This is a genomic window from Caulobacter sp., from assembly GCF_965279145.1.
GTDB lineage: Bacteria > Pseudomonadota > Alphaproteobacteria > Caulobacterales > Caulobacteraceae > Caulobacter.
This window is the reverse complement of record NZ_OZ257139.1, coordinates 3,455,682-3,472,500: the sequence shown is the minus strand read 5'-3', so window position 1 is coordinate 3,472,500 and position 16,819 is coordinate 3,455,682. Positions and strand designations below refer to the sequence as shown.

The 16,819-nt window shown below is 68.2% G+C and carries 11 protein-coding genes, 1 tRNA gene and 1 pseudogene; 4 read left to right on the top strand and 9 right to left on the bottom strand.

The annotated features are described in order from the left end of the window. Nucleotides 1-5 precede the first annotated feature (5 nt). The gene (locus tag ACQY9P_RS16225) at nt 6-2,657 is read right to left on the bottom strand and encodes a polar localization protein TipN (RefSeq protein WP_421738180.1); all 2,652 of its coding nucleotides are present in this window, start codon (nt 2,655-2,657) and stop codon (nt 6-8) included. A 641-nt stretch (nt 2,658-3,298) separates the two neighbouring features. Here ACQY9P_RS16225 and cysD point away from each other — a divergent pair. Beyond that, the gene (cysD, locus tag ACQY9P_RS16220) at nt 3,299-4,216 is read left to right on the top strand and encodes a sulfate adenylyltransferase subunit CysD (RefSeq protein WP_421738181.1); all 918 of its coding nucleotides are present in this window, start codon (nt 3,299-3,301) and stop codon (nt 4,214-4,216) included. After that, nucleotides 4,217-6,130, top strand: coding sequence for a sulfate adenylyltransferase subunit CysN (gene cysN / locus ACQY9P_RS16215; protein WP_421738182.1), 1,914 nt, complete (start codon nt 4,217-4,219; stop codon nt 6,128-6,130). Here cysN and ACQY9P_RS16210 read toward each other — a convergent pair. Next, nucleotides 6,118-7,284, bottom strand: coding sequence for an MFS transporter (locus ACQY9P_RS16210; RefSeq protein ID WP_421738183.1), 1,167 nt, complete (start codon nt 7,282-7,284; stop codon nt 6,118-6,120). The two genes, cysN and ACQY9P_RS16210, sit on opposite strands and share 13 nt — an antisense overlap. A 31-nt stretch (nt 7,285-7,315) precedes the next feature. After that, nucleotides 7,316-9,031 (bottom strand): methionine--tRNA ligase, encoded by a 1,716-nt coding sequence (gene metG, locus ACQY9P_RS16205; protein ID WP_421738184.1) that lies wholly within the window; start codon nt 9,029-9,031, stop codon nt 7,316-7,318. Nucleotides 9,032-9,567: 536 nt separating this feature from the next. On the opposite strand from metG, the pseudogene ACQY9P_RS16200 reads away from it, so the two are divergent. Together ACQY9P_RS16200 and ACQY9P_RS16195 are read left to right on the top strand one after the other, a co-directional pair. Beyond that, nucleotides 9,568-9,680 (top strand): annotated as a pseudogene (locus tag ACQY9P_RS16200) (hypothetical protein); the annotation flags it as partial. A gap of 286 nt (nt 9,681-9,966) precedes the next feature. Beyond that, nucleotides 9,967-10,042 (top strand) — tRNA-Thr (locus ACQY9P_RS16195). Nucleotides 10,043-10,071: 29 nt separating this feature from the next. Here the strand turns inward: ACQY9P_RS16195 and ACQY9P_RS16190 are convergent. From ACQY9P_RS16190 to ccoG, 6 genes are all read right to left on the bottom strand, one after another. Then, on the bottom strand, nt 10,072-10,743 hold the full coding sequence (locus tag ACQY9P_RS16190) for a helix-turn-helix domain-containing protein (protein WP_421738185.1): 672 nt from the start codon (nt 10,741-10,743) through the stop codon (nt 10,072-10,074). 281 nt (nt 10,744-11,024) lie between these two features. Beyond that, a complete protein-coding gene (hemN, locus tag ACQY9P_RS16185) occupies nt 11,025-12,419 on the bottom strand; it encodes an oxygen-independent coproporphyrinogen III oxidase (RefSeq protein ID WP_421738186.1) in 1,395 nt (464 codons plus the stop codon). A 63-nt stretch (nt 12,420-12,482) separates the two neighbouring features. Next, the gene (ccoS, locus tag ACQY9P_RS16180; RefSeq protein WP_421738187.1) at nt 12,483-12,653 is read right to left on the bottom strand and encodes a cbb3-type cytochrome oxidase assembly protein CcoS; all 171 of its coding nucleotides are present in this window, start codon (nt 12,651-12,653) and stop codon (nt 12,483-12,485) included. Beyond that, on the bottom strand, nt 12,650-14,821 hold the full coding sequence (locus ACQY9P_RS16175; RefSeq protein ID WP_421738188.1) for a heavy metal translocating P-type ATPase: 2,172 nt from the start codon (nt 14,819-14,821) through the stop codon (nt 12,650-12,652). The genes ccoS and ACQY9P_RS16175 overlap by 4 nt, the downstream gene beginning before the upstream one ends. Then, nucleotides 14,818-15,324: a FixH family protein gene (locus ACQY9P_RS16170; protein WP_421738189.1), complete on the bottom strand. Its 507-nt coding sequence runs from the start codon at nt 15,322-15,324 to the stop codon at nt 14,818-14,820. Before ACQY9P_RS16170 ends, ACQY9P_RS16175 begins: the two co-directional genes overlap by 4 nt. Next, nucleotides 15,321-16,817 (bottom strand): cytochrome c oxidase accessory protein CcoG, encoded by a 1,497-nt coding sequence (gene ccoG, locus ACQY9P_RS16165; protein WP_421738190.1) that lies wholly within the window; start codon nt 16,815-16,817, stop codon nt 15,321-15,323. Before ccoG ends, ACQY9P_RS16170 begins: the two co-directional genes overlap by 4 nt. Nucleotides 16,818-16,819 lie beyond the last annotated feature (2 nt).

The following is a 16,819-nucleotide window of genomic DNA, read 5'->3' as shown; positions in this document are numbered from 1 at the left end:
TACGCTCAGGCCAGATCGCCGGTGGCGGCGTCCAGCAGCAAATAGGCGCGCCCGGCGTCCGACGACAGCAGGGCCGCCACCAGGAACCCTTCGCGATCCTGTCCGCCGGCCTCCTCGATCATGCCCGCATAGCGCTTGAGGAAACGCTCTGTGTTGGCCCGCAAGGCGGCGTCCGAGAACAGGCGTCGCACCAGACGGCGGATCGCGGCCGGAGCCAGCCGCTTGACGACCTCGCGAGCGCCGGAGGCGTCACGCGTCTGGATGGCGGCGGCGATCTCATCGATCCGACCGCGCGGCAGCAGGGCGTGGGGATCAATGCCCATGGCCGAGATTTCGGCGGCCAGCTTCTCGCCGAGAGCCGCGTCGCCGGGCGAACTGTTCTCGATGCCGGATAGCAGGGAACGCCAGGACCAGCCCGCGCTGCCCGGCCCGTCAACGCCCTCCGGGCTAGGCGAAGCAACACGGCCGCCCGCCGTGTCAAACACCGAGCGGAACTCATCATCGGTCGCCGTCGGAGTCAGACGCAGGCGCGGCCGCGGTCCCGGCTCCTCCGCCAGCAGATCGTCATCCGGCTCCTCGGGCGGCGGCTCCGGCGGCGGGGCTATCGGAGGCGTCAACCGAGAGCGAGGGATCGCCGGTTGCGGCCGCGCCGGCGTTGGGCCACCCATGGAATTGGCGGCTTCGCTCAGGGCGTCATAGTTGCGGCGCATGCGATCCTGGAACGCCTGGTCGATCGCCGCGGTCTCCTCAGCCGTCCGACGGGCGGCGGCCATCATCTCCTGAATGCCCGTTTCGATGGAGGCGCGGACCTCCAGCGCCTTCTGCAGCGCTTCGGCCGGCATGTCGGCGGTGCGCTGGCCGACCTCGTCGAGCATGGCCTCGAGCTCGCCCAGCGTGCCGCGCGCCGTCAGCACAGCGTCGGCGAGCTTTTGAGCGGTGCGCGCGCCGGCCTGCTCGACCATCTGGGCGGATTGCTCGATCAGATCGCGAGCCTCCTCCATCCGCGCCTCGAAGACGGTGTCGGCCTTCTGCCCCGCGGCGAAGGCGATCTCGTTCAACTGATCCACACGGCTGCGGGCGGAGGCGACGCGCGCCTCCACGCCTTCCGTGGCCTTCAAGGCGGACTCGGCCAAGGCTTCCATGGCCTGTTTGAGTTCGATCTCCAGCCCCTCGCGCTGGCCCGCAGCCGCGTCAGAGATGGCCGTAAGCACCTTGGCGGTCTCCTCGGTCAGGCGCTCGCGCTCAGCCTTGGCGCTCTCGGCCACGTCCTTGAACTGCTCGGACGCCGCCGCGATCAGGCCGCGCAGCACCTCGGCGCCCATCGCCGCCACGTCGCTCAGTTCGGTGGCGCCGACCCGCGTATAGGAGACGAATTCGGTGAGCTGCGCGGTCCGTGTTTCGGTCTCGGCGGCGAAGTCTTCCTGCTCGGACCGCAAGGTCTGGCTGGCGGCGACCAGGGCGGCGCGCTGCTGGGCCAGGTTCTTTTCAACCGAGTTCATCTGGTCGCCCAGACCCTGCCCCGCCGTTTCGAGGCGGGCGATCTGGCGAGAGATGTCCTCGGCGCCAACGCGGGCGGCGTCGGAGGCTTCGGCGGCGGCCGCCGCGAGATCGGCGGCGCGAGCGGCCAGGGCGGCTTCGGCTTCGCGCAACTGGGTTTCGGCGAGATCGGACGCCTCGGCGACCATTCGGGCCTGGCTGCCGATGGCGTCCACCACGGCGGTGGACCGCGTGTCGAGGGTCAGGGACAGGGTTTCCAGCGCCTGACGCTCGTGCCCAAGCCCCTGAGCCAGTTGATTGGCCATGCGGGCCGAGTCCGCCGCCGCCTCGGCGAGCCGGGCGGTTTCCTCGGCCAGCGACTGGCGCAGCGAGAGGATTCGCTCTCGCGCCTCTTCCGCGGCGGCGGTTGCATTGTCGATCTGGTGACGAACAGCCTCGACGGCCCCAGAGGCGCCGGCGGCGGCCAGGGCCGCAGGTGTGACCAGACGATCCGTGAGCGTTCTACTGCGCCTGAGCTCGGCCGAAACGCCCTGAGCCTGACGCAAGAGATAGGCGCCCAGCAGGGTCATCAAGGCCGGGCCAACGGCCATGCCGATGAAAACGGCGAGCGCAAAGCCCTCGACCTTCAAGGCCGGAACGTCGCGCGCATAGCCAAGCGCGAAGGCGATCGGCGCCAACGCCCAGAGGGACGCCGCGGCGACCGCGAAGGTCCAGAACATCAGGGCCGGCATCGGACCGCGTTCAGCGGTCGTCGGGAGCTCGAAAGCCTCGTTGGCGCGACGGACGTCCGGTGTCGTGTCCCGCGTCTCGGACGGCGCTGGCGCGACCTCGCGTTCGGGTTCGAGCACGGGAGCGGGCGGTTGCGCGGCGCTGGTGGCCAGCGACCTTGCGCTGATGGGCGGCGGCTCGAAGACGCTTGCCTCAGGCTCCGCCGCGCGGCTGCGGCGCGACGCGGCTCGCGCCCGGGGCGACGAGAGCTCCGGCGCGGCGATATCGAGATCGAAATCGGGTTCGCTGCGTGGCGGACTGACGGTCACGGTCGGCTCCATGTCCGCGTCATCCCCGAACATCGAGGCTTCGGACGTGGCGACGGCTTCCTCAGCGGGCGACTCCACGGGGACGGTGGAGAAATCGAGCGGTTGGCGCTTCTTAGGCTTCATACACAGCCAAGGTCCCAAGGCGGTCAGCGAGGGGCAAGAAAACAGTCAACGCGCGTTTGCCCCAATCTCGCGTAGAGAATGAACCTAGCGGCGAAAAGCTCGCGCGCAAAGCGGCTTCCGGCGAGTTTTAAGGGCTTCACGTCGCCGCAGGGCGTTATCGTCGCCCGCCTAGGCCGTCGGCGCGGATGTTGACCGAGGAACCGCCGCGACGGGAGGCTGAACCGAGCCGCGAGGCGAGCGAGAAACCGTACGTTCGTGAGCGGGCTTGGGCGGGGCGTGTTTATCGACGGCGATGCCAAACTGGCCCAGCGCCAAGGAGGACAACCAGACAACCATGACGGCGAGAATTTCTGCCAGGAAGTTCATGGGCCGACCCACAATGCGATAGCGGCGTTATGCGACAAACTCGCATCCAAGCCGAGTGAACTTTTGGTCATGATCAAACGCGCGGCGCCACCCAAGCTGACAGCGCCTCCAGAATTCCGACGGTTGCCGTCGCGCCCCGCCCTGACTAGGTCGCCGGTACACGGCCCGGCTCCGCCAACCTTGGCGACGATCAGGACCTTTTCTGTTTGCGGAGCCCTGTTTTGGCCCCTACCCAACTCGCATCGATCGCGCCCAGCGCCCCGCCGGAACCGTTCATGACCGACCTCACGCCGGCCCGCCTGACCCACCTCCAGCGCCTGGAGGCCGAGAGCATCCACATCCTGCGGGAGGTGGCGGCTGAGTGCGAGCGGCCGGTCATGCTGTATTCGATCGGCAAGGACAGCGCGGTGATGCTGCACCTGGCGGCCAAGGCGTTCTTTCCGTCACGCCCGCCCTTCCCGCTTCTGCATGTCGACACCACCTGGAAATTCCGGGCCATGTACGATCTGCGCGACAAGGTCGCCGCCGATCTCGGGTTCGACCTGCTGGTCCACAAAAACCCGGAAGCCGAGGCCAAGGGCATCAACCCCTTCGACCACGGCAGCGCCCTGCACACGGACATGTGGAAGACCGAGGGCCTCAAGCAGGCTCTTTCCAAGTACGGCTTCGATGCGGCCTTCGGCGGCGCGCGCCGCGATGAGGAAAAGAGCCGCGCCAAGGAGCGGATCATCTCGTTCCGATCGGCCGAGCAGCGCTGGGATCCCAAGAACCAGCGACCGGAACTGTGGAAGCTCTACAACACCCGCAAGCACCCTGGCGAAAGTCTGCGGGTGTTCCCGATCTCGAACTGGACCGAGCTGGACGTCTGGCAATACATCCACCTGGAAAACATCCCGATCGTGCCGCTCTACTTCGCGGCCGAGCGGCCGGTGGTCGAGCGCGACGGCAGCCTGATCATGGTCGACGATGATCGCTTCCGCCTGCGACCGGGCGAAGTCCCGCAGATGAAGAGCGTCCGTTTCCGCACCCTGGGCTGCTATCCGCTGACTGGCGCCGTCGAGAGCACGGCGTCCACCCTGCCCCAGATCATCCAGGAGATGCTGCTGGCCACCAGCAGCGAGCGGCAGGGCCGGGTCATCGACCATGACCAGTCCGCCTCGATGGAGAAGAAGAAGCAGGAGGGCTATTTCTAGATGACCGTCTACAAGCCCTCCGACCTGATCGCCGAAGACATCGACGCCTATCTGGTCGCCCACCAGCACAAGTCTCTGCTGCGCTTCATCACCTGCGGCTCGGTGGACGACGGCAAGTCGACCCTGATTGGCCGGCTGCTATACGACAGCAAGATGATCTTCGAGGACCAGATGGCGGCCCTCGAGGCCGACTCCAGGCGGGTCGGCACGCAGGGCGGCGCGATCGATTTCGCCCTGCTGGTCGACGGCCTGGCCGCCGAGCGCGAGCAAGGCATCACTATCGACGTCGCCTACCGCTTCTTCGCCACCGACAAGCGCAAGTTCATCGTCGCCGACACCCCCGGCCACGAGCAATACACCCGCAACATGGTCACCGGCGCCTCGACGGCCGACGCGGCCGTGATCCTGATCGACGCCCGCAAGGGCGTGCTGACCCAGACGCGTCGTCACAGCTATCTCGTCAGCCTGCTGGGCATCCGTCACGTGGTGCTGGCCGTGAACAAGATGGATCTGGTCGGCTGGGACCAGACGGTGTTTGACCGCATCGTCGCCGACTATCGCGCCTTCGCCGACCAGATCGGCCTGTCGGTCTTCACGCCGATCCCGATCTCGGGCCTGGGCGGCGACAACATGGCCAGCAAGAGCCAGGCCTCGCCCTGGTACGACGGCCCGATCCTGATGGACTGGCTGGAGACGGTTCAGGTCGAGGACGACCTGCAGGCCCAGCCGTTCCGCATGCCGGTGCAGTGGGTCAACCGGCCCAATCTCGACTTCCGGGGCTTCTCCGGCCTGATCGCCTCGGGCGTGGTCAAGCCGGGCGACCGCATCCGCGTCCTGCCGTCAGGGCGCGAGAGCAAGGTGGACCGCATCGTCACCCTGCCCGACGACCTGCCCCAGGCCGTGGCCGGCCAGTCGGTGACCCTCACCCTGACCGACGAGATCGACATCTCGCGCGGCGACCTGATCGTCGCCGCCGATGCGCCCAGTCCGGTCGCCGGCCAGTTCGAGGCCACCGTCGTCTGGATGGACGACGAGCCCCTGCCCCCTGGCCGCGCCTATCTGCTGAAGATTGGCGCCCGGACCGTCGGGGCCAGCGTCACCGAGATCAAGCACCGGGTGAACGTCAACACGCTGGAGCGCACGGCGGCCAAGCGGCTGGAGCTGAACGAGATCGGACTCGTGAACCTCTCGCTCGACCAGCCCGTGCCGTTCGAGGCCTATGCCGACAACCGAGAACTGGGCGGCTTCATCCTGATCGACCGGATCAGCAACCGCACCGTTGGGGCCGGGATGCTGAACTTCGCCCTGCGGCGGGCCGACAACATCCACTGGCAACATACGGACGTCACGAAGCAATCCCGCGCCGCGCTGAAGAGCCAGCGCGGTCAGGTCGTGTGGCTGACCGGCCTGTCGGGAGCCGGGAAATCGACCATCGCCAATCTGGTCGAGAAGCGCCTGCACGCCCTGGGTCGCCACACCTATCTGCTGGACGGCGACAATGTCCGTCATGGCCTCAACAAGAATCTCGGCTTCACCGAGGAGGACCGGGTCGAGAACATCCGCCGGGTCGCCGAGGTGGCCAAGCTGATGGTCGACGCGGGCCTGATCGTGCTGACCGCCTTCATCTCGCCGTTCCGCGCCGAGCGGCGCATGGCCCGCGAGATCCTTGAGGACGGCGAGTTCATCGAGGTCTTCGTCGACACCCCGCTGGCCGTGGCCGAGCAGCGCGACGTCAAGGGCCTCTACGCCAAGGCCCGGTCAGGGCAGCTGAAGAACTTCACCGGCATCGACAGCCCCTATGAGGCGCCCGAGGCGCCGGAACTGCGGATCGACACCACGACCGTGACCCCGGTCGAGGCGGCCGAGCAGATCGTGGCCTGGCTGGAAGGCCAGGAGATCGACTACGACATCTGAACATGGCCGGTGCGGCGGTTCAGGGCGATGGCTCCGGCCAGGCCCAGGGCCGCCATCACCGTCATCGCCCAGTAGCCGTGGGGCCCGAACGCGTCGAACAGGGGTCCGGCGCACAGGGTCGCCACGCCCAAGGTGAACCCACCGGACAGGGCCGAATTGATCGCCTGCGCCGCCGAGGCGTTGGCGGGCGGGGTCAGTTTTTCGATCAGGCGCAGCGAGGCCAGGAAACTGGCCGCGAAGGTCAGGGCGTGCAGGGCCTGCAGCGGAAACAGCATCCATAGCGGCGGCGAGAAGGCATAGGCCGCCCAGCGCAGCGCGGCCGCCCCAGCGCCCAGCACCATCAGCTTCTCGGGGCCCATCTTGCGCCGCCAGGGCTCCATGAACCACATGAAGCCGACCTCGGCCGCCACCCCGACGCCCCACAGGACGCCGATCATCGGCTCGGAAATCCCCTGCTTGCGCCAGAGGATGGCCGAAAAGCCGTAGTAGAAGGCGTGCGCGCCCTGGATCAGGCCGGCGGTGGCCACGGCCAGCATGAAGGTGCGGTCGCGCAGCAGGACGCCCAGCCCCTTCCAGCGTTCGGCCCCCCGCGGCTTGGCGCCCTCGGCGTGGACCCGCTCGGGCGGTACGAAGACGGCGGCGGCGAGGGCCGCGAGCACGGCCGCCAGGGCGATCCAGATCGGAATGATCTTCGGCGCGGCGAAGGTCAGGACCACGCCCATGATCAGGTTGGCGACGATGAAGGCCGCCGAGCCCGTGCCGCGCGGCAGGCCGTAGTTGAAGCCCTCCGACCGCGCCCGGCGCAGGGTGATCACATCGACCAGCGGCGAGACGGTCGACAACAGGGTCTGGCCGATCAGCCAGGCCAGGGCCAGACCCAGCGCGCCCGGAGCGATCAGCAGGGCCGCGTAGCCCAGTCCCGCCCCCAGCGACAACAGCACCATCGGCGTGCGGCGTAGGGTGAAGCCATCGGCCCACACGGCCAGGGCCGGGCCGGTGAACGGCCGGGCCAGCATCGGAATGGCCAGGATCAGGCCGATCGCCGCGCCGCTCATGCCGCGATCGCGCAGGAAGGTGGCGATATAGGGCAGGCTGACGCCGGTCCCCAGATAGATCGAGACGTAGAAGACGCTCAGGCGCGTCAGGCTGCTCATCGCCGCCGCCCGCGCCTGACGCGCCCCCGGATCACGCCTCTTCCGCGCCGCCGAAGCGGGCCGTCCATTCGGCGATCATGTCCTCGTCGATCTTCTTGAACAGCACCTCGGGGGCGCGAACCGACAGGCCGACTGGCAGCTTGTCGAGCTCGACCGCCGCCTCGTTCGATGGCCAGGCCGCCGGCGCGTCCAGAGAGAAGGCCTTGGCGATCTCCCCGGCCGCGAACGGAATGAACGGCGCCGAGATCTTGGCGTACAGCGCCGCCAGGTTCAGGGCCGTGCGGACGATGACGGCCGCGCGGTCGCGATCGGTCTTGATCGCGGTCCACGGCGCGGCTTCCTGCAGATATTCGTTGCCGACCACCCACAGGGCTCGAAGCGCCTGGGCGCTCTTGCGCACCTCGATAGCGTCCATCTGTTCGGCGAGGTCCGCCAGACGGGCCGAGACGTCGGCGAACAGCTTCTCTTCCAGCGGACCCGGCTCGCCGCCATCCGGCACGACGCCGTCGAACTTGCCTTCGGTGAACTTCAGGATGCGGTTGATGAAGTTGCCCAGCACGTCGGCCAGGTCGCGGTTCACCGAACTGGCGAACATCTCCCAGGTGAAGGCGGTGTCGCTGCTCTCGGGCGCGTTCGACGTCAGGTACCAGCGCCAGAAGTCGGGCGGCAGGATTTCCAGCGCCGCGTCCATGAACACGCCGCGCTTGTTGCTGGTCGAGAACTTGCCGCCATACCAGTTGAGCCAATTGAAGGCCTTGAGCATGTCGACGCTCTTCCACGGCTCTTCCGAGCCCAGGATGGTCGCGGGGAAGCTGACGGTGTGAAAGGCGACGTTGTCCTTGCCCATGAACTCGACATAGCGGACGTCGTCGGCGCCGGCGTCGGTGCGCCACCAGCGCTTCCAGTCGCGGCCCTCTTGCGCGTCAGCCCATTCCTGGGTGGCGGCGATATATTCGATCGGGGCGTCGAACCAGACGTAGAAGACCTTGCCTTCCATGCCCGGACGCGGCGCGCCGTCCTTGACCACCGGCACGCCCCAGGCGAGGTCGCGGGTGATGCCGCGATCGATCAGGCCTTCATCCAGGAACTTGTAGGCGATCGACCTGGCCAGGACGGGCCAGTCGCCATGGGTGTCGACCCAGGCGCGGATCTTGTCGGCCATCTTGGTCTGAAGGAGATAGAGGTGGCGGGTGTCGCGCACCTCCAGGTTCCGCGAGCCGGAGATCACCGAATAGGCGTTCTTCAGGTCGGTCGGATCCAGCAGGTTGCCGCAGTTGTCGCACTGGTCGCCGCGCGCCTTGTCGAAGCCGCAGTGCGGGCAGGTGCCCTCGATATAGCGGTCGGGCAGGAAGCGCTTGTCGTCGATGGAATAGACCATCTGATCGACGCGTTCCTCGATCAGGCCGTTGGCCTCCAGCACCTCGGCGAAGTGCTGGGTCAGCTTGCGGTTCTGCGGCGACGACGAGCGGCCAAACCAGTCCCACGACAGGCCAAAGGCCGCCGCGACATCGCGCTGCAGGATGTGCTGCTCGGCGCAGTAGGTCTCGACATCCTGGCCGGCGGCGGCGGCGGCCAGCTCGGCCGGCGTGCCATGCTCGTCGGTGGCGCAGATATACAGGGTCTCGTTGCCCCGCGCCCGCTGGAACCGCGCATAGACATCGGCCGGCAACATCGATCCCGCCAGATTGCCCAGGTGCTTGATGCCGTTGATGTACGGCAGGGCGGAGGTGATCAGGATACGAGCCATGAGGCGGGGTCTTCCGGGGAGTCAGGGATCAGAGCAGAGGCGTTCGCATATAGAAGGCCGGACGCGCAAACAAAAGCGGCGGTGTGGGTCCCGGGTGGAGCCGTGCGTCCTTCGAGGCTCGCCGCTGGCTCGCACCTCAGGATGAGGAAATCAGAACAAAGCCCCTCATCCTGAGGCGCCCGCGCAGCGGGCCTCGAAGGACGCACAGCTTCGCGACCTCGCGCTTTCGCTGCGATGGCGATGGAAAGGGTCGCGGAGCGTCCGGGCTCGCCCGGAAGAGTTAGATAAATACCGTTTCGACGAAGCCGTCCGCTCCGCGTGACCGTTCTAGCGAAAGCGCGCGGCGCTCGAGCCCTGTTGGGGCCTCGCCGCCTTGAAGCCTCCGACGGGCGGACGGGATAGCGCTCCCCGCCCGGACTGCCGATCCTCCCGGACCCGCCTGCTGCTCGTTCGACCCTCGAAGTCACGTCGTTTTTGTTTTCCACGGCCGACCGCCGCCAGAGAACAACGAGGTTGACGGCCTGGAGCGCAAAGCGCCCCTCCCGCCATCGATTGAGCTTCCCGCTCGATCACACCCCGCCGCCGCAATGGTCGCTGGCCTTGCGCCCTTTCCTCGCGACGAGGTGACTACAGAATACGGGAGGTTTGAGCGCGGCTGCGTCGATTGTCTGGACGCTCGTACAGGTCCTCCCCCTAGCGGGGGAGGCGATCGCGTAGCGATCGGAGGGGGAAGTGCTGCAGACTCAATGCGGTGTTCCCCCACCGGCCTCCGGCCGCCTCCCCCTTCAGGGGGAGGACTTGAGGCGTCTATCCCCGTCCCCATCCGAGGACAGCGCGATCCCAATCCCCGTTCTGTGTCAAACGCGCCCTACCCCATTGCCCGTTCGCGGGCCGAACGCTAAGGAAAGCGCCCGCTCGCATGTCGAGATGGATTGGCCGGTTTAGCTCAGCTGGTAGAGCAGCGGTTTTGTAAACCGAAGGTCGCGGGTTCGATTCCTGCAACCGGCACCACCTCCCCACACGGATCGCCGCCCGGCGGCCTACATCGCGTCCAGCCGGGCCCTGAGGCGTTCGACCCTGTCGATGTCGACGTCCGGACCCTGGACCGACACGCCGTAGTCGGAAAGCCGGCCCAGCGCGCGGGAGAAGTTCTCGGGGGTCATGCCCAGCAGGGAAGCCAGCAGATGTTTTTCGTAGGGCAACTGCACCCTGGCCCGGCCGCTGCGACGCGGAACCAAAGACAGCAGATAGCCGGCCAGACGGCGTTGGGTGCTCTGCAGGCGCTGCTCGGCCGCGCCGGACAGCAATTGCTGATGCGCGACGGCCAGCTCCGCATAGGCCCTCGCCGCTAGACCGGGGTCGCGGGACACGGCTTCCCGGAACAGGACGGCGGGCAGCAACAGCACGGTGCTGTCTTCCAGGGCGCGCCAGCGAATCTGGCAGCCGGCCCGCGCCATCACGCAGGCCAGGTTCAGGGACTGGGGCCCACGAACGGTCGACAGGATCGCCACGCGATCGGCCTCCCGCACGCTCAGGGCCACGGCGCCGCTCAGCAGAACGATCAGTCGATCATCCTCGTAAACGTCGATCTCCCGCCCCTTGGCGAAGGCGCGCGTCTCCCCGGCCTCGCCCAGCGCCGACAGCGCCGTGGCGTCCATCGGCGAAAACAGCGGCACGGCGCTCAATCGGTTTATGTCGGCGTCATCGGTCATGCAGGCGGGATGCTGTGGCCTGGAACACGGCGTCGCCTTGACCTTGATCAAGCTTCGCCCGGACCAAGCAGCCGCCCTAGGAGGGATCGACATTCAGCGGGTCGGCATACGTCTCACCGCTCATCCCCGCGAAAGCGGGGACCCAAACGGGGCTTACAGATTTTAGAACGGCGCGGGGCTGTCCTGAGACTCAGCTTGGGTCCCCGCTTGCGCGGGGATGAGCGGTGTTTTGGGCCACTCTGATCTGAAAATCAGACGTCTCAAATGAATGTCGATCCGCCCTAGACGATGCGGGAGAAGCCGTCGTCTTCCTTGGACCGGCGATCGAAGACACGAGCGGCCACACGCACGAACGCCCGTCCCGTCGGCGTCACGGTGATGCGATCTCCGTCCAGATCGATCAACCCGTCGGCGGCCAGGGTCGCCAGGCGCGCCTTGTCGTCGGCGAAGACCGACGGCTCGACGCCGTGACGGGCCGCGACCTCTCCCAGATCGACGGTGAAGTCGCACATCAGGCGCTCGATGACGTCGCCGCGCAGGCGGTCATCGTCGGTCAGGGCGACGCCGCGCGCGACGGGCAGGCGTCCCTCGCTGATCGCCGCGCGCCAGGCCACCTCGCTCGAGACGTTCTGGACAAAGCCTTGCGGCAGTCGACCGATCGACGAGGCGCCCAGCCCGATCAGGGTCGGGTGAGGATCGGTGGTGTAGCCCTGGAAGTTCCGCCGCAGCGTTCCGGCGGTCGCGCCGGTTCCCAGGCCGTCCTCCGGCAGGGCGAAGTGATCCAGGCCGATGGCCACATAGCCCGCCCGCAGCAGACGCTCGGCGGCGGCCTGGCTTTGCGCCAGCCTCGCCTGGGCGTCCGGAAGCTCGGCTTCGTTCAGCAGCCGTTGATGCGGCCTGGCCCACGGCACATGGGCATAGCCGAACAGGGCGATGCGCTCGGGGCGCAGGGTGAGGATCGCATCGAGGGTCGAGACCACGTCATCGACCGTCTGGCGCGGCAGGCCGTACATCAGGTCCAGATTGATCGAGGCGATCCCCGCCTCGCGCAGCCAGCCCACGGCGCGGGCCACCACCTCGAAGGGCTCGATCCGGTTGACCGCTTCCTGGACGTGCGGCGCCAGGTCCTGAACACCCAGGCTGGCGCGCGTCAGGCCGTGAAAGGCGGCGGCCTTGACCCAGGCCTCGGTCAGGATGGCCGGATCCAGCTCCGCCGAGATCTCGACGCCGGGCGAGAATGGGAAGACATGGCGCAGGGCGCCGAACAGCCGAACCATGTCGTCCAGCGACAGCATGTTGGGCGTGCCGCCGCCCAGGTGCACGGCGCCCGCCTTCAGCTTGCCCGGAAGCCGGGCCTCGACCAGGGCCAGCTCCGCGATGAGGTAATCGACATATTCGCTGATCAGGCTGTGCTTCTTCACGACCCGGGTGTTGCAGCCGCAGTACCAGCACAGGCGGTTGCAGAACGGGATGTGGACATACAGCGAAACGGGCTCGCGCGGGGCCAGCGCCGACAGCCAGTCGCCATAGAGCTCGCCGGTGACCTCGCTGGAAAACTGCAGGGCCGTTGGATAGCTGGTGTAGCGCGGGGCGCGACTGTCGTAACGGCTCAGCAGCTCGCGCAGGGAGGCGGCGGCGGGATTGGCGTCGAGCGCGAGGGCCGGGGCGACGGTCATGGCGTTTGCTCCTGGAAGGCGGAGCATTGTCTGTCGATCCGGGACGCCTGCCCCTGATCTGGATCAATCCGGCTTGGCCGCCGGGGGAAGATCTTCGAGATGGTCGTACAGGACCCGTTCGGCGTCGCCCTTGGGGTCGTCGTACTGTCCGGCCTTCATGGTCCACAGGAAGGCCGCCAGCCCCAGGGCGCCGAGGGCGACCGAGGCGGGCGCCAGGAACAGCAGGATGGTCACGGGCGTCTCCAGTCCGGACGGATGGCGTTCAGCAGGACGACGATCGAGGAGCCTGACATGGCCAGGGCCGCGATGAACGGATTGATCAGGCCAAACATGGCCGCCGGGGCGGCGACGAGGTTGTAGAGCGCCGAGAACCCGAAGTTCTCCAGGGCGCGACGGCGTGCGGTGCGGGCGACGACGATCGCCTGGGTCACGGCGCCCAGACCCTGTCCGGTGAAGACCAGGTCGGCGGCGTTCTGCGCCGCGTCCACGGCCGCTCCCGGCGCCATGGAGGCATGGGCCCGGGCCAGGGCGGCGGCGTCATTGAGGCCGTCGCCGACCATCAGCACCTTGCGTCCCTCGGCCTTCAGGCGATCGATGACGTCGGCCTTTTCGAACGGGGTCAGTCCCGCCCGCCAGGAGTCGCCCAGCCCGACGTCGCGCGCGATACGCCCGACAGGTTCGTCCAGGTCGCCGGACAGGATCTCGACGCCCAGGCCCATCCGCCGAAGGGTCGCGACGGTGGCCGCGGCGTCGGGACGCGGCTGGTCCTCGAAGGTGAAACGGATCTTCACGTCGTCGACGAAGCCGAACCACAGTTCGGTCTCGCGCGCGCCGTCGGCGCGAACCCCGACGAAGGCCGCCCGGCCAAGCCGCGCGCGGCGACCGTCGATGACGCCCTCCACCCCTTGTCCGGGGGTTTCGACGCAGTCGTCGGCGACCAGACCGATGCCGGCCTCTGTCGCCAGGGCGCGGGCCAGCGGATGGCGCGAGGCGCGGGCCAGCGGCGCGGCCATGGCGATCAGGTGACGCGGGGCGTCGATCAGCCGGGGCTGTCCCTCGGTCAGCACGCCGGTCTTGTCGAAGACCACGTGATCGACCTCGGCCAGGCGCTCGAGCGCGGCGCCCGACTTGACCAGGACGCCCTTGCGGAACAGTCGGCTGCTGGCGGCGATCTGCACGGCGGGAACGGCCAGGCCCAGGGCGCAGGGGCAGGTGACGATCAGGACGGCGGCGGCGCGCAGCAGGGCCTCGCGCGGGCCAAGGCCCAGCGCCCAGCCGCCGAAGAAGGTGACCAGGGCGGCCGTGTGGACGACCGGGACGTAGAGGGCGGCGGCCTTGTCGGCCAGACGCACATAGGCCGAGCGGCTCTGCGCGCCGGCCTCCATCAGACGCGCGATCGCCGCGAGCGTGGAATCCTCGCTGCGCGCCGTGACGGCGATGATCAGGCGGCCGGTGAGGTTCAGCGCGCCGGCGTGCAGCGCCGAGCCGATCCCGACGGGCGCCACGGCGGTCTCGCCGGTGATCAGGGCGTTGTCCAGTTCGGAGACCCCGGCCTCGACCCGGCCGTCGACGGGTACGCGGTCGCCGGGCGCCACCACCAGACGGTCGCCGACCCGCACCTCGGCCACGGGCACGCCGTGCTCGACCCCGCCTTCGAGGCGCATGGCCACGGGCGACTGCAGGGCCAGCAGGTCCCGCGCCGCCGAGCGGGCGTTGGCGCGCAGGCGATGGTCCAGATAGCGGCCGATCAGCAGCAGGAACAGCAGCGTCACAGCAGCGTCGAAATAGGCGTGTTTCCCGCCCAGGATGGTCTCGGAGAAGCTGACGATCAGGGTCAGGATCACGCCGATCGAGATCGGCACGTCCATGTTGGCCTTGCCCCGCCGCAGCGACGCCCAGGCCGACCGGAAAAACGGCCGCCCCGCGAACAGCGCACACGGCGTCGCGACGATGGCCGCCATCCAGTACATCACCGTCAGGGTCGAGGCGTTCAGCTCCTGGCCAAACAGCCCGGCCCAGGCGGGCACCGTGAACATCATGACGTTGCCGGCGCCGAAGCCGGCCACGCCCAGGGCGATGGCCAGATCGCGGCCCTCGCGGTCCTGCGCGGCGGCGGCCTCGGTGGGATCGAACAGGCAGGCGCGATAGCCCAGTCCCTCGACAACCTCGACCACCCGATCCGGATTGGCGGAGGTGGCCTGGAGTTCGACGGCCAGCTTGCCCGTCGTCAGGTTCAGGCGCGCGCCTTCGACGCCCGGCAGAGCCCGCACGGCCTTCTCGATCTTGCTGATGCAGCCGGCGCAGCGGGCGCCGTTGACCAGAAGCTCAAGACGACCCTTGCCCGCCGCGTCGCGCCGGACAAAGGCCTCGAGATCACGCGGGATGGCCAGGCTCGAGTTCATGGCGCCACCAGTCGCGTCTCGATCTCGAACTGGTCCCTGGCGTTGCGGGCCGTGGCCCGCAGGTCCCAGGCGCCGTCCAGCTTGGCGCTGGCCTGATACCAGCCGTCGCCCGTCGGCTTGAAGTCAAGAACCTGACGCCCCGTCTCGGTGGCGGGGCGCTCCAGGGTTCCGGTCAGCGACAGCGTGGTCAGCGGCTGGCCGGCCTTGTCCTTCATCCGCAGGGCGACGACGCCGGGCCGGGGCGTTTCGACCGTGGCCGTCCAGCCCAGGGCCGCCTCCTTCTGGCGCAGGGCCAGGGTGCGGTTGAAGGCCAGCCCCGCCTCGTAAGGGTTGGAAGCGACCTCACCGGAGAAGGTGCCGTAGGCCTTGATCATGAAGAAGGTGTCCACCCCGATCACGACGGCGAAGAAAGCCACCACGGCGAACAGCACGTGCCAGCCGGTGATCCGCCCCTTTTCCGGGGGCGGGACCGGAACGGACGGAGAAGGTGCGGCCAGGGTCATTGCGGGTTCGCGGCTCCGGAAAGGAAGACGGTCTTGGCTTCGGTCTGGATATCACCCGACCGGATCACGAAGCGACCCGGCAGGCTGGAGGGTCGGTCGGCGTCCGGCGGACCGGTGACGAAGACCCGCATGGCCACGACCTGGTCGGCGGGAACCAGGATGCTCACGCTGGAGCCGGCCGGGTGTCCGGGCTGGCTGAGGCGCGCGCCGTCCAGGCCCGCGAACGCGACCTCGAAGCGACGATCCTCAAAGGTGCGGTTGGCGATCTTCAAGGTATAGCCGTCACGCACCGCGCCATCGTGCATGCGCACGAAGATCGGGTTGCGGTCGCGGATGACATGGACATCGGCCTTGGGCCGGCTGACCAGCGACCAGAGGGTCAGGCCCGAGACGAGGGCCAGGGCCACAGCGTAGTAGATCGTGCGCGGACGGACGAACTTGTAGGTCGCCTTCTGACCGCAGGCGCGGGCGGCGACGGCCGAGTCGGTGTCATAGGCGATCAGACCGGTCGGGCGGCCCAGGCGTCCGAGAATGTCGTCGCAGGCGTCGACACAGAGGCCGCAGTTGATGCACTCCAACTGGCTGCCCTCGCGGATGTCGATGCCCATCGGGCACACGACGACGCACTGGTGACAGTCGATGCATTCGCCCCGTCCCTCCCAGGACTGGCCCTTCTTGTGCGCTCCCCGCGGTTCGCCGCGGTCGTGCAGATAGGCGACCTGCAGCGAATGCTCGTCCAGCATCGCGCCCTGGATCCGGGGCCAGGGACACATGTAGGTGCAGACCTGCTCGCGCATCCAGCCGGCGAAGATGTAGGTGGTCGCCGTCAGCAGGGCGCAGGAGACATAGGCCGTGATGGCCCCCTGCCCGATCCAGAAGGTGCGGATCAGGGTCGGCGCGTCATGGAAGTAGAAGATCCAGGCGCCGCCGGTGCCGAAGGCGATGCCCAGCCACACCAAGTGCTTGCCGGTCTTGCGCCAAGCCTTGTCGAACGACATCGGCTGGGCGTCCAGGCGCATGCGGGCATTACGGTCGCCCTCGAACAGGCGCTCGACCGCGATATAGAGATCGGTCCAGACGGTCTGAGGACAGGCATAGCCGCACCACAGGCGACCAAACAGCGCGGTGACCAGGAACAGCGCCAGAGCCGACAGAACCAGAAGGCCGGTGAAGATATAGACTTCCTGCGGCCACAGCTGGATATCGAAGAAGTAGAAGCGGCGACCGGCGAAATCCACCAGCACCGCCTGCTGCGGCAGATCGCCGGGCCGGGCCCAGCGGATCCAGGGCGTGATGTAGTAGACGGCGAGGGTGAGGATGAGCAGCGCCCATTTCACCGTGCGCCAGCGGCCATGGACCAGCTTGGGATAGATCGGCTCGCGCGGCTTGTAGAGGCCGCCCTTGGCGTCTCCCTTGCCCTTGGCCCGGGCGGCGGCCGAGACCGTCGCCCGGGAGTCAGACTTGGGACGGGTGTTGTCAATGAGGGTGGGCATGG

Bases quoted from the DNA above. Each gene is read 5' to 3' on its own strand.
- ACQY9P_RS16225 (WP_421738180.1), bottom strand. From the start codon at position 2,657: ATGAAGCCTAAGAAGCGCCAACCGCTCGATTTCTCCACCGTCCCCGTG.
- cysD (WP_421738181.1), top strand. From the start codon at position 3,299: ATGACCGACCTCACGCCGGCCCGCCTGACCCACCTCCAGCGCCTGGAG.
- cysN (WP_421738182.1), top strand. From the start codon at position 4,217: ATGACCGTCTACAAGCCCTCCGACCTGATCGCCGAAGACATCGACGCC.
- ACQY9P_RS16210 (WP_421738183.1), bottom strand. From the start codon at position 7,284: ATGAGCAGCCTGACGCGCCTGAGCGTCTTCTACGTCTCGATCTATCTG.
- metG (WP_421738184.1), bottom strand. From the start codon at position 9,031: ATGGCTCGTATCCTGATCACCTCCGCCCTGCCGTACATCAACGGCATC.
- ACQY9P_RS16190 (WP_421738185.1), bottom strand. From the start codon at position 10,743: ATGACCGATGACGCCGACATAAACCGATTGAGCGCCGTGCCGCTGTTT.
- hemN (WP_421738186.1), bottom strand. From the start codon at position 12,419: ATGACCGTCGCCCCGGCCCTCGCGCTCGACGCCAATCCCGCCGCCGCC.
- ACQY9P_RS16175 (WP_421738188.1), bottom strand. From the start codon at position 14,821: ATGAACTCGAGCCTGGCCATCCCGCGTGATCTCGAGGCCTTTGTCCGG.
- ACQY9P_RS16170 (WP_421738189.1), bottom strand. From the start codon at position 15,324: ATGACCCTGGCCGCACCTTCTCCGTCCGTTCCGGTCCCGCCCCCGGAA.
- ccoG (WP_421738190.1), bottom strand. From the start codon at position 16,817: ATGCCCACCCTCATTGACAACACCCGTCCCAAGTCTGACTCCCGGGCG.